This is a genomic window from Roseococcus sp. (assembly GCF_965227005.1).
Lineage (GTDB): Bacteria > Pseudomonadota > Alphaproteobacteria > Acetobacterales > Acetobacteraceae > Roseococcus.
This window is the reverse complement of the sequence record NZ_CBDDFJ010000038.1, coordinates 1-13,994: the sequence shown is the minus strand read 5'-3', so window position 1 is coordinate 13,994 and position 13,994 is coordinate 1. Positions and strand designations below refer to the sequence as shown.

Genomic DNA, 13,994 nt, shown 5'->3' with positions numbered 1-13,994 from the left:
GATGCCGAAGCATCCTGCCTCCGCCCCGACGGCCCGGCTCCGCATCGAGGATTACGGCCTGATCGGCGACGGCCGTACCGCCGCCCTCGTCGGCCGGGACGGTTCCATCGACTGGCTGTGCTGGCCCCGCTTCGACAGCGGGAGCTGCTTCGCCGCCCTGCTGGGCGACGCCAGCCACGGCCACTGGTCCATCGCGCCTGCCGGCGAGCCCGGGCGCGTCAGCCGCAGCTATCGCGGCGATACCGTGGTGCTGGAGACGGTCTTCGAGACCGAGGAAGGCGCCTTTGCCGTCATCGACTTCATGCCGGCCTCCCGAACGGATTCCTCCGTCATCCGCATCGTCGAGGGCCGTCGGGGCGTGAGCCGCGTGCGGATGCAGCTGCGGCTGCGTTTCGACTACGGCTCCTCCATCCCCTGGGTGACGCGCCTGCCCGATCCCGAAGGATCCGTCCGCGCGGAATCGCGCCGCCAGGCCATCGTTGCCATCGCCGGCCCGAACCTCGTCGTGCTGCGGGCCGGGACGGAGCTGCATGGCGAGGAGCTCTCGACCGTCTCCGAGTTCACGCTCGGCCCCTCGCAGCGGACGAGCTTCGTGCTCACCCATGGGCCCTCCCACCTGCCGCCGCCGGCGGCGATCGACGCGCAGGCCGCCCTGCGAGACACCGAGGCCTTCTGGCGCGAATGGGCGGGCCGCTGCACCTATCGGGGCCATCGGCGGGACATCGTGCTGCGCTCGCTGCTGACGCTGAAGACCCTAATCTTCGCCGAGACCGGCGGCATCGTCGCGGCCCCCACCACCTCCCTGCCCGAGCGCATCGGCGGTCCTCGCAACTGGGACTACCGCTATTGCTGGATCCGGGACGCGACGCTCTCGCTGATCGCGCTCATGGGCAGCGGCTATCATGAGGAGGCGCGGGCCTGGCGCGACTGGCTGCAGCGCGCGGTGGCCGGCAGCCCCGAGGACCTGCAGCTCATGTACGGCGTCGCCGGCGAGCGCCGTCTCGACGAATGGGAGGTGGCAGGCCTGCCCGGCCACGAGGGCTCCGCGCCCGTGCGCATCGGCAACGCGGCCTCGGGCCAGCTGCAGCTCGACGTCTGGGGCGAGATGATGGATGCGCTGCATCTCGCGCGCGAAGGCGGGCTGGCCTCCCTTCCCTCGGCCTGGTCGCTGCAATGCCGGGCGCTGCGGCATCTGGAAGGGATCTGGGACGAGCCGGATGACGGAATCTGGGAGATGCGCGGCGGGCGGCGGCACTTCACCCATTCCAAGATCATGGCCTGGGTCGCCTACGACCGCATGATCCGCGACGCCGAGACCTTCGGCCTGGAGGCGCCGCTGGAGCACTGGCGCGCGGTCCGCGACAAGATCCACCGCACCGTCTGCGAGAAGGGCTTCGACCGGACCCTCGGCAGCTTCACCCAGAGCTTCGGCTCACCGGAATTGGATGCCAGCCTGCTGCTGATCCCGGCCGTCGGCTTCCTGCCCATCGGCGATCCGCGGGTCGCCGGCACGGTCGCGGCCATCGAGCGGGACCTTCTGCGGGACGGCTTCGTCCTGCGCTACCGCACCGAGAGCGGCAAGGACGGCCTGCCCGCCGGCGAGGGCGTCTTCCTCGCCTGCAGCTTCTGGCTGGCCGATGCCTGGCAGCTCCAGGGCCGGGAGGACGAGGCCCATGCGCTGGTGGATCGCCTGCTGGCGCTGAGCAACGACCTCGGCCTGCTCAGCGAGGAATACGACACGCAAGCGGGCCGGCAGGTGGGCAATTTCCCGCAGGCCTTCTCACACATGGCGCTGGTGCGGACCGTGCTCAGCCTGCACGAGCATGCGCCGGTCCGGGAGAAGATGGAGACGCCGGGAAAGCCCCCGGCGTCCCGCGGCGTCAGGCCAGAACCGCCTGCATCGAGGTCCTGACGAGGATCGCCGCTGGGCCCGGCCTGCGGATGGCCTCCTGCATCGCGGCGAAGTCGTCGCGCGTGTTCACCCGCGTCACCGGCATGCCGAAGGCCTGGGCCCAATGCGCGAAGTCGGGATTGGCGAACATGGTCCCGCTGACGCGGCCGGGATGCTGCCGCTCCTGATGGATGCGGATCGAGGCGAATCCCCGGTTCTCCGACAGCAGCAGCTTTATGGGCAGGTTGCGCTCCACCGCCACGGCGAGCTCGCCGCCCGTCATGAGCACGCCGCCGTCACCCACGCCGCAGACGACCGTGCGGTCCGGGCAGCGCAGCGTCGCCGCCACGGCCGCGGGCACGCCGAAGCCCATCGCGCCCGAGATCGGCACCAGCAGCCGCTGGCCCGGCGCGTAGCTCACCTTGCGATAGAAGGGCGCGCCGAAGGTGCCGGCATCGAGGGTGATGATGCCGTTCTCCGGCAACGCGGCGGCGACGGCCTGGGCCACCTCGGGGAAGAACAAACCGTCCGGCCAGTCGCGCGGCTTCACCTGGCAATCGGCGACGTGCAGGGCGCGAAGCTTCTCGGCCCAGGCCTTGCGGCCCGGCGGCACATTGGAGGCCGGCAGCGCCGCGAGGAGCGCCAGCGGATCGGCGGCGATCGCGATATCGGCCGGGAAATGCCAGTTCAGGAACTTCGGATCGGCGCAGAGGTGGATCAGCTTCTGACCCGGCGCCGGCCAGGAATAGCCTTGCGTGGTGATGTCGGTGAGGCGCGTGCCGAGCGCGAGGATCAGGTCGGCCGAGGCGAAGGCCTCACGCTGCGCATCGGGATTCCGCAGCCCCAGATCGCCGGCATAGAGCGGCGAGTGGTTGTCGAAGAGGTCCTGGCGGCGGAAGGAGACGGCGACGGGAAGATGAAAAGTCTCGGCGAAGCGCGCCAGGGCCGCGCGGCCCTCGGGGCTCTCGAAGCCATGGCCGGCGAGCAGGATGGGGCGCTCCGCCTGGGCGATGGCGGCGGCGATGCGCGCGACGTCCGAGGGCGCGATCGCGGCCGGGCTGGCGAGGCTGTATTGCGGCGCGACGGCGGCGCATTCCATGTCCAGCACGTCCTCGGGCAGCGAGAGCACGACGGGGCCGGGCACGCCCTGCATGGCCATGGCATAGGCGCGGGCGATGAGCTCGGGCACCTGCTCGGGCCGCGTGGCCTCGCCCACGAACTTGCAGAAGCGGCCGAACATGTGGCCGTAGTCGATCTCCTGGAAGGCGTCGCGGCGCAGGTCCTTGGCCTCGACCTGGCCGATCAGCAGGATGAGCGGCACCGCGTCCTGCTCGGCCGTGTGAAGCGCGATGGAGGCGTTGCAGGCGCCGGGGCCCCGGCTGACCATGAAGACGCCCGGACGGCCGGTGAGCTTGGCGTCGGCGATGGCGCCGAAGCCCGCACCGCTCTCATTGCGGTTGACCACGAGGTCGATGGGCGCGTCGTGCAGCGCCTCGAGCAAGGCGATATAGCTCTCGCCGGGCACGCAGAAGGCGCGGTCGATCCCCTGGGCGGCGAGAAAATCCACCAGGCGTTGGGCGGCTGTCGGCAAGATAGTTTTCCCCGGAACGTTATTCTGCCCCCCGGTTTAATCCGGCCGCGCCGATGCGCCTACCCGGCGAGGGCGCTCATCGGGGCGTTTCGGTGAAGCGCGTGGTGGTTTCCGTGACCAGGCCGCGCTCGACGCGGATCGTCGCATCGATGCCGATCATCACCCGGTCGTCGCCGGGGCGGCGCATGGAGCAGGCCCATTCGCCGGTGGTGCCCGCTGGGGCGGCGCAGGTCAGGCCCAGCGCGTTCAGATGCTGCACGGCCGGCCCCGGATCCTGTCCGACGGGCGAGAGCGCGTCGATGTCGCGCTTCAGCAGCGCCTCGCCGTGCCGCTGCCCTTGGCGCAGATAGGTCTCGATCTGCGTGCGGATACGGGTGTTGGGCCAGAACAGCGCCACCGCCGCGACGAGTGCCGCGATCATGAGGAAGACCAGCAAGGCCCGGCGCTTGGTGCCGGGCTGCATGCGGTCGGCGAGTTGGGGGTCTGCCCTCATGCGGCCTTCAGGCGGGGATTTCCCAGGAAGCGGCCCGGCGCGGCGGTGCCGGGCTCCGAGCCCTCGGTGTAGGTGGTCACGCCGTTGCACCATACCTGCTCGATGCCCTCGGAGACGAGGTCCGGCTCGGACCAGGTCGCGTTGTCGCGCACGCGGGCGGGATCGAAGAGCACGAGGTCGGCGAAGTTGCCGGGGCGGATGGTGCCCCGATCGGGCATCTGGAAGATGCCGGCGGGGCGGCCCGTCATCTTATGGACCGCCGTTTCCAGGCTGAAGAGCTGCACGTCGCGCACATACATGCCCAGCACGCGCGGGAAAGTGCCCCACAGGCGCGGATGCGGCTTGGCGTCGTGCGGGATGCCGTCGCTGCCGATCATCGAGCGCGGATGCGCCATGATGCGGCGGACGTCGCCCTCGTCCATCGAGAAGGTGATGGCGCCGGCGGGCAGCAGCTTGTCGGCCGCCGCGCGGCGCGTCATGCCCCAGTCGCGCGCGATGTCGTCGAGGTTGCGGCCGGCCATCTCCGGGTGAGGCACGGACCAGGTGATCTGCACCGGCACGTCCTGACGTAGCTTGTCGGGCATGAGCACGGTGGAGCCGGCGGGGTAAGGATACACGTCGAAGGCCACGGGCTGGTCCTGGGCCATGGCGTCCATCAGCGCCAAGGTCTCCTTCGAGCGCCCGTAATTCTCACTCATGCTGCACTTGTGGTGGCTGATGACGAGATCCAGCGCGCCCGTCTCGCCGCCGGCCTCGCGCGAGGTACGCAGCGTCTCGCGGATGCTGTCCAGCACATGGTCCGCCTCGTCGCGCATATGGGTGGCGTACATGCCGCCCACCTCGGCCACGACCTCGGCGATCGCGATGATCTCCTCGGTCGTCGCCTGGGTGTTGGGCGGGTAGTAGAGGCCCGTGGAGAAGCCGCAGGCGCCGTCGCGCAGCGACTCGCGCAGGCGGTCCTGCATCTTCACGATCTCGTGGTCCTTGGCGGCGCGGTAGACGTCGCCGTCCATCGCCTCGACGCGCAGCGACATGTTGCCGCAGAAGGCGAAGGTGTTCACGGCCGTGGGACGCTTCGTCAGCGCCTGCGCATATTCGCCGAAGCTGCCCATGGTGAACCAGCTCTCGTCGCCCAGCAGGTCGAGCGGCGGCGGCGGGCGCTTGGTCATGCGCACCGGGGCGAGGCTCACGCCACAATTGCCGACGACGACGGTGGTGACGCCCTGGCTGGTCTTGCAGTGGACGCATTCGGGCCCGCAGGTGACGAGGCGGTCGTCATGGGTGTGGGCGTCGATGAAGCCGGGGGCCAGAGCGCGGCCATTGGCCTGGATTTCCTTCTGCCCCGCGAGGCTGCCGAGGTCGCCGACGGCCAGGATCCGGTCGCCTTCGACCGCCACGTCGCCACGGAAGCGCGGCGCGCCCGTTCCGTCGAAAATGGTGGCATCACGGATCACAAGGTCGCAGCGCAGGGTCATCGGTCTCTCCTAAGGAGGGGAATGATGCCCGAGGCCGGGCCGGTGCGCCATTGGGGGGCGCATGCGCACTTCCATTGCATGCCATGGCCCGCATGCCGTATCGAGGATCCAAGAAATCTCCTGGGGGAAACGATATGTCCATTTTCCGCCGCGCGGCCCTCGCCGCCGGGCTCGCCATCCTGGTGACAACGCCCAGTTTCGCCCAGACCCAGATCACCCTCCAGCACCCGCTGCCCATCGCCAGCCATTACGGCGACGGCGCGAACGCCTTCAAGGCGGCGCTGGAGCGCCTCACCGCCAACCGCTATCGCGTGAACATCCAGCGCAACGACAACGAGCGCGAGATGGTCGAGAGCGCGCAGATCGGCACGATCGACTGCACCATCACTTCCACCGGCCCGGTCGGGAATTTCGTGCCGGCCGTGCGCAACGTGGACGTGCCCTTCCTCTTCCGCGACTACGCCCATGCCCGCGGCGTGCTGGACAGCGAGATCGGCCAGTCGATCCTCAACCAGTTCAGCGCCCGCGGCCTGGTCGGCGTGATCTGGCTGGAGAATGGCTTCCGCCACCTCACCAACAGCCGCCGCGAAGTGAACCTGCCCGCCGATATGCGCGGGCTGAAGGTCCGCACCATGGAGAACCAGGTGCATATGCGCGCCTTCTCCACCCTGGGCGCACTGCCCACGCCGATGGCCTTCTCCGAGCTGGTGCCGGCGCTGCAGCAGGGCACGGTGGACGGGCAGGAAAACCCGATTCCGGTGATCGTGGCCAACAACCTCAACCAGGTGCAGCGCTTCCTGACGCTCACCTCGCACGTCTATTCGCCCGCCGTGCTGATCTGCAATCCGGCCACGATGGGCCGGCTGAACGCGGCCGACCGCGCCTCCTTCATGGAGGCGGCGCGCGCCGCGCAGGCGGCCAACCGCGCGCGCGTCTCGGCCGACGACGCCTCCGGCGTGGAGGAGCTGCGCCGCCGGGGCATGACGGTGGTCACCACGGTGGACACCGCCGCTTTCCAGGCCGCGCTGGCGCCCGCCTTCGCCGAATACGAGCGCACGCTGGACGGCGCGCTGCTGCGCCGCATCCGCGACTGGCGCCCGGCCCAATAGCGGCATGAACGCGATGAACCTGCTGCCGCTGCAGATCGTGGCGGCGGCCACGGTGGCGACCGTGCTGCTCGCTTCGTGGATCTCCGGGAAGGGCGGCGCGCTGCGCGGGGGCATCCTCGCGGCCGACCGCATCGCGACCGGCCTCGCCACCGCGCTCGCCTGCGCGGCGCTGGCCATCGCGACCGCCGCCGGCTTCTGGCAGGTCGTGGCGCGCTTCGCGACGGAGACGCCCTCCATCTGGTCCGAGGCGCTGGTGCGCACGGCGCTGATCTGGATGGCCTTCCTCGGCCTGGCCGCCGCGCTGAGGACCGGCGCGCTGGTCTCCATCGACGTCGCGCACCGTCATTCGCGCGGGGCGCTGCGCCGCGCGCTGGAGGCGGCGGCCCTGGCCTGCAATCTCTCGCTGATGGGCGTGCTCTTCTGGTTCGGCTGGATCATGGCCGGGCGGGTGCAGTTCCAGGAGATGGCGGGCCTCGAGGTCTCGATGAGCTGGGGCTACGCGGCCCTGCCCGTGGGCGCGGCCTTCGCCATCCTCGGCGCCATCGGACACTTCCTGGATCGCCGGGCGGAAGAGCTGGAGATGGCCGTATGACCTCCGCCATGCTCACCGCGATGCTGGTGCTCTTCGCCATCAGCGTCCCGGTCGCCGTCGCCATCGGCATCGCCGCCGTGATCGGCGTGGCGGGCTTCACCAGCTTCCCGCTGATCGTCGCCGCCCAGCAGCTCTTCGTCTCGCTGGACCGCTTTCCCCTGGCCGCGATCCCCTTCTTCATCCTGGCCGGAAATCTGATGGATGTGGGCGGCATCTCTCGCCGCCTCGTCGAATTCGCGAAGTCCATCGTGGGCGGCGTGCAGGGCGGCCTGCCGGCCACCTGCATCGTCACCTGCATGATCTTCGCCGCCATCAGCGGCAGCTCGGTCGCCACCACCTTCGCGGTCGGCGCGGTGATGATCCCGGCTTTGGTGAAGCACGGCTATCCGGTGGCCTTCGCCGCCGCGCTCCAGGCCACGGCGGCCGAGCTCGGCGTCATCATCCCGCCCTCCATCCCGATGATCCTCTACGGCGTCACCACCCAGACCTCGATCCCCGAGCTCTTCATCGCCGGCATCGGGCCGGGCATCCTGATCGGTGCCGCGCTGATCGCGACCGTGCTGATCTGGTGCAGGATCATGGGTTGGGGCAAGCAGGACGGCCTGGGCCGCCTGCCCTTCCTGACGTCGATGCGCCAGGCCGGATGGGCGCTGTTCATGCCCGTGGTCGTGCTGGGCGGCATCTATGGCGGCATCACCACGCCGACCGAGGCGAGCGTCATCGCCGTGGTCTATGCGATCCTGGTGGGGATGTTCCTGCATCGCGAGATCGGCTGGCGGGACCTCTATCCGATCTTCCGCAAGTCGGTGATCTCCTCCTCGGTGATCATGTTCATCATCGCCTGTGCGGGGCTCTTCTCCTGGCTGCTGAACCGCCAGGGCGTGCCCGATGCCGCGGCCGCCTGGCTGGTCGCGAATTTCGAGGGGCCGGGCCTGTACCTGCTGGGCGTGAACCTCTTCCTGTTCGTCGTGGGCATGTTCGTGGAGACCTCGGCCTCCATCATCGTGCTGGCGCCGATCCTCGCCGAGGCGGCGCAGCGGCTGGGCATCGACCAGGTGCATTTCGGCACGGTGATGGTGGTGAACCTCGCGCTGGGGATGATCACGCCGCCCTTCGGCGTGAACCTCTTCGCCGCGGCGCAGGTCGCGGGCACCAGCATCGACCGGATGATGCGCTACCTGCCGATCTTCATCGCGGTGATCTTCGCCTGCCTGATGATCATCACCTACGTGCCCTCGATCGTGCTCTTCCTGCCGAACCTCGTCTTCCGCTGATTGCGCTTGCGCGGGCAAGGCTCCCCGCGCAGCATTCCCGTCCGACGACAGGGACGGAAACCAAGATGAATCAGATCACCCGCCGCGCCACCCTAGGCGCGGCCGCCGCAGGCACGCTCGCCGCCAAGAGCCACGCCCAGCCTCGCGACAACACCATCCGCATCGGCGTGCTGGCCGACTTCTCCGGCCCCTATCGCGACACCTCCGGTCCCACCTCCTTCGCCGCCGTCCAGCAGGCCATCGAGGATCTCGGCCTCGCCCAGCGCGGCATCAACGTGGAGGTCCTCCAGGGCGACCATCTCAACCGTCCGGACGCCGCGCTGGCGCTGGCCCGCCGCTGGATCGACACCCAGGGCGTGGACATGATCTGCGAGGTGAACAACAGCGCCGTGGCGCTCGCCGTCGCGAATCTCGTCCGCGAGAAGGACAAGATCCAGCTCGCCTCCGGCGCCGCGAGCTCCGCGCTCACCGGCCCGCAATGTTCCACCCACACCATCCAATGGACCTACGACACCTGGGTCTTCGCCAATGTGGTGGGGGGTGCGGCCGTGCGCGCGGGCGGCGACAGCTGGTACTTCATCACGGCCGATTATTCCTTCGGCCATCAGCTCGAGCGCGACACCAGCCAGTTCGTCACCCGCGCGGGCGGGCGCATGCTCGGCAGCGCGAAATACCCCTTCCCCGGCACGACGGATTTTTCGTCGTTCCTGGTCCAGGCCCAGGCGAGCCGCGCGAAGGTCATCGGCCTCGCCATGGCCGCCGCCGACACGCAGAACTGCGTGAAGCAGGCCCATGAATTCGGGCTGACGCGGCGCGGACAGAAGCTGGCGGGCATGATCATGTTCGTCCAGGACATCAAGTCGATCGGCCTGGAGGCCGCGCAGGGCATGCTGCTGTCGGAGGTCTTCTACCATGACCTCAACGACCGCACGCGCGGCCTCGCCCAGCGCATCCTGCGCCGCACGCCCACCAACATGCCCGGCCAGGAGCATGCGGGGCACCTATTCCTGCGCGATCCACTACCTCAAGGCCGTCGCCGAGGTGGGCGTTCGCGCGCGCCAAGGCCTCGGGCATCGAGGTCATCAACGTCATGAAGCGCATGCCCACCGACGACGACGCCTTCGGCCCGGGACGCGTGCGCGAGGATGGCCGCAAGATCCACCCGGCCTATCTCTTCGAGGTGAAGAGCCCGGCCGAGAGCCAGCGCGAATGGGACTACTACAAGCTCATCTCGACGGTCGGTGGAGAGGAGGCCTTCCGGCCGCTCAGCGAGGGTGGGTGCCCGCTGATCCGCACATGACGCGAGGGACCGCCCCGCGAACCGGCGGGGGCGTCCCCGGCCGTGGAAAGCTAGGCCCGGTAGATCGCGCAGAGCTTGTTGCCGTCGGGGTCGCGCACATAGGCCAGGTGCAGCGGCCCACGCGGGCCAGGCGGCTCCTCGATCGCGGTGCCGCCATGGGCCACGGCCACGTCGTGGAACTCCTTCACCTGCTCCGGCGAGTTTGCACTTGAAGCCGATGGTGCCGCCATTGGCGCCGCAGGCCGGCTCGTTGTTGATCGGCTGGCTGATCCCGAAGGTATTGCCGGCATGGCGGTAGAAATACCGGACATGGCCGGTCGAGGCCTCGTTCCTGGCCGGGGCCCCGGCGCCCGAGGACGCCCAGAACGGCATCGTAGAAGCGCTTCGAGGCGCTCGACGTCGGTGGAGCCGACCATGACGTGATTGAACATTCGCTTTCTCCCTCAGTGTCTGGACGGCCGGGATTCTCCGGCCTGCGCCCGCGCGGTCAAGAGCCGCCCCCCGGCCAAGATCCAATCGTTGCATTATCCGACATTCATGATACAATCGCCTCATGCGCGTCATCGCCCAGCTCGAAGCCGCCGCCCGCCAACTCTCCCCCCGGCTGGCCGCCGCCGCGCGCTATGTGGCCGAGCATCCCTTCGACGCCGCCACCCTTCCCATGCGCGAGCTCGCGCGCCGCTCCGGCGAGCCCGCCGCCAATTTCACCCGCCTCGCCCAGGCCCTCGGGCATCCCGGCTGGGAGGAGCTGCGCGCCGGCCTAGTCGAGGCCGCCCGCACCGCGCCCTCCGCCCCCTATTCGGACCACCGGCCCGCGCGCGACGGGCTAGTCGAGGCCGTGCTCGCCGCCGATGCCCAGAGCCTCGCGGCCCTGGGCGCGCAGGATCTCGCCCCCCCGCCGCCGAGCTGCTGGAAGCCGCGGCCCGCGTGCATGTCGCGGGCTTCCGCAGCTGCCACGCCCCCGCCTCCCTCTTCCACTACCACTATCGGCTCTTCCGGCCGGAGGTGACGCTGGTCAGCGGCGCCGGGGGGCTGCTGGACCTGGAGCTCGGCGCCTTCGCGCCGGGTGACGTCCTCGTCCTCTTCGGCTTCGCGCCCTAATTCGCGCGACAGCCTGCTCGCCGCCCCGCGCCGCGGCCGAAACCGGCGCGCGTGTGCTGGCCGTCGTGGACAGCGAGGCCCGCGCCGATCTGCGAGGGTGCCGCAGCCATCCTCACCTACCGCACGCCCACCGCCGGCTTCTTCCCCTCCCTCACCGCCTGCATCGCCCTGGTCCAGGCCCTGGCCGCGCTGCTCTATGCGCGCGCCGGCGCCGAGGGCCAGGCGCGCCTGCGCCAGTCCGAGGGCCGCATCGCCGCCCACAACCGCCTATCTCCGACCGAAGGAATGACGCCATGACCCGCCTGATGCACCGCTCCCTGCGCGAGGCCCCGCCCATCGCCATCGGCGGCCACGGCATCCGCCTCGTCGAGGCCGGCGGGCGCGAGATCATCGATGCGTCGGGCGGCGCGGCCGTCTCCTGCCTCGGCCATGGCCATCCGCGCGTGGTCGAGGCCATCCGGGCGCCAGGCCGGGCGGCTCGCCTATGCCCATACCGGCTTCTTCTCCTCCGAACCCGCCGAGGAGCTGGCCGAAATGCTGGTCGGCCACGAGCCGGGCGGCCTCGCCTTCGCCTATCTCGTCTGCGGCGGATCGGAGGCGGTCGAGGCCGCGCTGAAGATGGCCCGGCAGTATTTCGTCGAGATCGGCCAGCCGCAGCGCACGCGCTTCATCGCGCGGCGCCAGAGCTATCACGGCAATACGCTCGGCGCGCTGGCGGCGGGCGGCAATGCCTGGCGGCGCGCGCCCTATGCGCCGCTGCTGTCGGACGCCTTCAGCCATGTGACGCCCGCCTTCGCCTATCGCGAGATGCGCGCGGACGAGAGCGAGGCCGATTTCGTCGCCCGCCTCGCCGCCGAGCTGGAGGCGGAGTTCCAGCGTCTCGGCCCGCAGAATGTCGCCGCCTTCGTCGCAGAACCGGTGGTGGGCGCCACCTCAGGCTGCGTCAACCGCGCCGGCCGGCTATTTCCAGGCCGTCCGCGCGGTCTGCGACCGGCATGGCGCGCTGCTCATCCTGGACGAGGTGATGTCGGGAATGGGCCGCACCGGGACGCTCCATGCCTGGGAGCAGGAGGGCATCTCGCCCGACCTCCAGACCATCGCCAAGGGCCTGGGCGGCGGCTACCAGCCCATCGGCGCCGTGCTCGCCTCGGGCCGCATCGTGGCGGCGCTGCGCGACGGCTCAGGCGCTTTCCAGCATGGCCACACCTATCTCGCCCATCCTTTAGCCTGCGCCGCCGCGCTCGAGGTGCAGAAGGTGATCCGCGAGGAGGACCTTCTGGCCCATGTCGGCGCGATGGGAGCGCGGCCTGGAGGAACGCCTGCAGGAACGCTTCGGCAATCACCGCCATGTGGGCGACATCCGCGGCCGCGGCCTCTTCCGCGCCATCGAGCTGGTCCAGGACCGCGCGACCAAGGAGACCTTCGACCCGAAGCTGAAGCTGCACGCCCGCGTGAAGGCCGCCGCCTTCGCGCGTGGCCTGGGCTGCTACCCTTCGGGCGGAAACCGTGGACGGGCAGCGTGGCGACCATGTATTGCTCGCACCGCCCTACATCACCTCGCCGGGCGAGATCGACACGATTGTCGGCATCCTCGGCGAGGCCGTCGATGCAGCCATTGCTTCAAGCCACTGAAAAGGACGACATCATGATCCGCAATCTGCTGCTCGCAGCAGCCACCGTCGCCACCGCCTGGGCCGGCGTGGCCTCCGCCGCGACCATCGACACCGTCCGCCAGCGCGGCACCCCTCATCTGCGGCGTGAGCCAGGGCTTCGCCGGCTTCTCGGCGGCCGACAGCCGTGGCGAGACGCGCGGCTTCGACGCCGACTATTGCCGCGCCGTGGCCGCCGCCGTGCTCGGCGACGCGACCAAGGTACGCTTCGTCCCCCTCACCGCGCAGAACCGCTTCACCGCGCTGCAGGCCGGCGAGATCGACGTGCTGTTCCGCAATTCCACCCAGACCTTCCAGCGCGGCAACACGATCGGCCTGCGCCAGCTGCCGGTGAACTTCTATGACGGCCAGGGCTTCGCCGTCCGCCGCGACGCCGGCGTGGCCCGCGTGAACGACCTGAACGGCGCGACCGTCTGCGTGGCCCAGGGCACGACGCATGAGCTGAACCTGGCCGACCTCTCCCGTGCGAGGAACATCCGCTTCCAGCCGGTGGTCTTCGACCGCATCGACACGATGTACACGGCCTTCTTCGCCGGCCGCTGCGACGCGATGACGCAGGACGCCTCGGCTTTGGCCGGCGCCATCTCCCTCGCGCCGACCCCCGCGCAGTTCATGGTTCTGCCCGAGACGATCAGCAAGGAGCCCCTCGGTCCCTTCGTCCGCAACGGCGACGACCAGTGGGCGAATATCGTGACCTCCGTCCACTACGCCCTCGTCGAGGCGGAAGAGAACGGCGTGACCCAGGCGAACGCGCCGGAGCAGCTCGCCTCCAGCACGGATGCGACGGTGCAGCGCCTGCTGGGCAAGACCGGCGAATTCGGCTCGCGCCTCGGGCTCGACAACGCCTGGGCGCTGACCATGATCCGCGCCGTGGGCAATTACGGCGAGGTCTTCGAGCGCAATCTCGGCCAGGGCAGCCCGCTGAAGCTGCCGCGTGGCCTGAACGCGCTGTGGAACCAGGGCGGCCTGCAATACGCGATCCCCTTCCGGTGATGCTTGCGCAGGGGCGCTTCGGAGACCACATCTGCCTCGATTCAGGAGGCAGATCATGATTCTGAGGTTGCTCCGCGCGAGAAAGCGTCTCGCGAAAATGGCCCTGGGCGGTTGCTTTCGGCCGCCGGGGCCGTCGCGGGCGGCACGATGGCGGCCGTGGCTGTGACCGGCGTTGCGGTCACGGGCGCGGCCGGGGTGGCAGGGCTCTGCGCCCTGCGGAAGGTCAAGGAAAAGCGCGAGGCTTCGGCCTCGGTCTAGTCGGGATGGGGAGGGCCTTGGCCCTCCCCTTTTCGTATCAGTCCCCCACGGCGACCGGCGGAAGATAGATCGCCCCGCCATTGTCGCGGAAATTCGCGCTCATCTGATCCATGCCCTTCTGCGCGGCTTCCCGCACCTCCTGGCTGATCTTCATCGAGCAGAATTTCGGCCCGCACATCGAGCAGAAATGCGCGAGCTTGGCGCCCTCTGCCGGCAGGGTCTGGTCGTGGAACTTCTCCGCCGTCTC

At 69.8% G+C, this 13,994-nt stretch carries 14 protein-coding genes and 3 pseudogenes; 12 read left to right on the top strand and 5 right to left on the bottom strand.

The genetic code is table 11. The annotated features are described in order from the left end of the window. Position 1: 1 nt before the first annotated feature. Positions 2-1,912: a glycoside hydrolase family 15 protein gene (locus tag ACO057_RS22185; protein ID WP_421995603.1), complete on the top strand. Its 1,911-nt coding sequence runs from the start codon at positions 2-4 to the stop codon at positions 1,910-1,912. Here ACO057_RS22185 and ACO057_RS22180 read toward each other — a convergent pair. From ACO057_RS22180 to ACO057_RS22170, 3 genes are all read right to left on the bottom strand, one after another. Continuing rightward, the gene (locus tag ACO057_RS22180) at positions 1,881-3,482 is read right to left on the bottom strand and encodes a thiamine pyrophosphate-dependent enzyme (RefSeq protein WP_421995601.1); all 1,602 of its coding nucleotides are present in this window, start codon (positions 3,480-3,482) and stop codon (positions 1,881-1,883) included. The genes ACO057_RS22185 and ACO057_RS22180 overlap by 32 nt on opposite strands. A gap of 76 nt (positions 3,483-3,558) precedes the next feature. Next, on the bottom strand, positions 3,559-3,975 hold the full coding sequence (locus tag ACO057_RS22175; protein WP_421995599.1) for a hypothetical protein: 417 nt from the start codon (positions 3,973-3,975) through the stop codon (positions 3,559-3,561). After that, positions 3,972-5,450 (bottom strand): N-acyl-D-amino-acid deacylase family protein, encoded by a 1,479-nt coding sequence (locus ACO057_RS22170; protein WP_421995597.1) that lies wholly within the window; start codon positions 5,448-5,450, stop codon positions 3,972-3,974. The genes ACO057_RS22175 and ACO057_RS22170 overlap by 4 nt, the downstream gene beginning before the upstream one ends. A 134-nt stretch (positions 5,451-5,584) precedes the next feature. On the opposite strand from ACO057_RS22170, the gene dctP reads away from it, so the two are divergent. The 5 genes from dctP to ACO057_RS22145 all read left to right on the top strand — a co-directional run bounded on the left by dctP (position 5,585) and on the right by ACO057_RS22145 (position 9,725). Further along, positions 5,585-6,559 carry a TRAP transporter substrate-binding protein DctP gene (dctP, locus tag ACO057_RS22165; RefSeq protein WP_421995595.1) on the top strand — a complete coding sequence of 325 codons (975 nt, stop codon included), beginning with the start codon at positions 5,585-5,587 and terminating at the stop codon, positions 6,557-6,559. A gap of 4 nt (positions 6,560-6,563) precedes the next feature. Continuing rightward, positions 6,564-7,151 (top strand): TRAP transporter small permease, encoded by a 588-nt coding sequence (locus ACO057_RS22160; RefSeq protein WP_421995593.1) that lies wholly within the window; start codon positions 6,564-6,566, stop codon positions 7,149-7,151. After that, positions 7,148-8,425, top strand: a complete 1,278-nt coding sequence (locus ACO057_RS22155) for a TRAP transporter large permease (RefSeq protein WP_421995591.1) — start codon at positions 7,148-7,150, stop codon at positions 8,423-8,425. The genes ACO057_RS22160 and ACO057_RS22155 overlap by 4 nt, the downstream gene beginning before the upstream one ends. Positions 8,426-8,490: 65 nt before the next feature. Continuing rightward, a complete protein-coding gene (locus tag ACO057_RS22150) occupies positions 8,491-9,519 on the top strand; it encodes an ABC transporter substrate-binding protein (protein ID WP_421995589.1) in 1,029 nt (342 codons plus the stop codon). Continuing rightward, complete coding sequence (locus ACO057_RS22145; RefSeq protein WP_421995587.1) at positions 9,516-9,725, top strand: hypothetical protein; 210 nt, start codon at positions 9,516-9,518, stop codon at positions 9,723-9,725. The genes ACO057_RS22150 and ACO057_RS22145 overlap by 4 nt, the downstream gene beginning before the upstream one ends. Positions 9,726-9,775: 50 nt before the next feature. Here the strand turns inward: ACO057_RS22145 and ACO057_RS22140 are convergent, their stop codons facing one another. Next, positions 9,776-10,015, bottom strand: a complete 240-nt coding sequence (locus tag ACO057_RS22140) for a VOC family protein (RefSeq protein ID WP_421995674.1) — start codon at positions 10,013-10,015, stop codon at positions 9,776-9,778. A gap of 263 nt (positions 10,016-10,278) precedes the next feature. Here ACO057_RS22140 and ACO057_RS22135 point away from each other — a divergent pair, with 263 nt between their 5' ends. The 6 genes and pseudogenes from ACO057_RS22135 to ACO057_RS22110 all read left to right on the top strand — a co-directional run bounded on the left by ACO057_RS22135 (position 10,279) and on the right by ACO057_RS22110 (position 13,489). Beyond that, positions 10,279-10,734, top strand: coding sequence for a MurR/RpiR family transcriptional regulator (locus ACO057_RS22135; RefSeq protein WP_421995585.1), 456 nt, complete (start codon positions 10,279-10,281; stop codon positions 10,732-10,734). A gap of 143 nt (positions 10,735-10,877) precedes the next feature. After that, positions 10,878-11,123, top strand: a complete 246-nt coding sequence (locus tag ACO057_RS22130) for a hypothetical protein (RefSeq protein ID WP_421995583.1) — start codon at positions 10,878-10,880, stop codon at positions 11,121-11,123. Between the two features lie 96 nt (positions 11,124-11,219). Continuing rightward, positions 11,220-11,699 (top strand): annotated as a pseudogene (locus tag ACO057_RS22125) (aminotransferase class III-fold pyridoxal phosphate-dependent enzyme); the annotation flags it as partial. A 19-nt stretch (positions 11,700-11,718) separates the two neighbouring features. Then, a pseudogene (locus ACO057_RS22120) lies at positions 11,719-12,069 on the top strand (aminotransferase class III-fold pyridoxal phosphate-dependent enzyme); the annotation flags it as partial. A 263-nt stretch (positions 12,070-12,332) separates the two neighbouring features. Further along, positions 12,333-12,458, top strand: a complete 126-nt coding sequence (locus ACO057_RS22115; RefSeq protein WP_421995581.1) for a hypothetical protein — start codon at positions 12,333-12,335, stop codon at positions 12,456-12,458. Between the two features lie 125 nt (positions 12,459-12,583). Beyond that, complete coding sequence (locus ACO057_RS22110) at positions 12,584-13,489, top strand: amino acid ABC transporter substrate-binding protein (RefSeq protein WP_421995579.1); 906 nt, start codon at positions 12,584-12,586, stop codon at positions 13,487-13,489. A 295-nt stretch (positions 13,490-13,784) separates the two neighbouring features. Here the strand turns inward: ACO057_RS22110 and ACO057_RS22105 are convergent. After that, a pseudogene (locus ACO057_RS22105) lies at positions 13,785-13,994 on the bottom strand (phosphomethylpyrimidine synthase ThiC); the annotation flags it as partial.

Excerpts from the sequence above, each read along its gene's own strand:
- ACO057_RS22150 (WP_421995589.1), top strand. The coding sequence starts at position 8,491 with ATGAATCAGATCACCCGCCGCGCCACCCTAGGCGCGGCCGCCGCAGGC.
- ACO057_RS22140 (WP_421995674.1), bottom strand. The coding sequence starts at position 10,015 with ATGCCGGCAATACCTTCGGGATCAGCCAGCCGATCAACAACGAGCCGG.
- ACO057_RS22160 (WP_421995593.1), top strand. The coding sequence starts at position 6,564 with ATGAACGCGATGAACCTGCTGCCGCTGCAGATCGTGGCGGCGGCCACG.
- ACO057_RS22185 (WP_421995603.1), top strand. The coding sequence starts at position 2 with ATGCCGAAGCATCCTGCCTCCGCCCCGACGGCCCGGCTCCGCATCGAG.
- ACO057_RS22155 (WP_421995591.1), top strand. The coding sequence starts at position 7,148 with ATGACCTCCGCCATGCTCACCGCGATGCTGGTGCTCTTCGCCATCAGC.
- ACO057_RS22170 (WP_421995597.1), bottom strand. The coding sequence starts at position 5,450 with ATGACCCTGCGCTGCGACCTTGTGATCCGTGATGCCACCATTTTCGAC.
- ACO057_RS22145 (WP_421995587.1), top strand. The coding sequence starts at position 9,516 with ATGAAGCGCATGCCCACCGACGACGACGCCTTCGGCCCGGGACGCGTG.
- ACO057_RS22175 (WP_421995599.1), bottom strand. The coding sequence starts at position 3,975 with ATGAGGGCAGACCCCCAACTCGCCGACCGCATGCAGCCCGGCACCAAG.
- ACO057_RS22135 (WP_421995585.1), top strand. The coding sequence starts at position 10,279 with ATGCGCGTCATCGCCCAGCTCGAAGCCGCCGCCCGCCAACTCTCCCCC.
- dctP (WP_421995595.1), top strand. The coding sequence starts at position 5,585 with ATGTCCATTTTCCGCCGCGCGGCCCTCGCCGCCGGGCTCGCCATCCTG.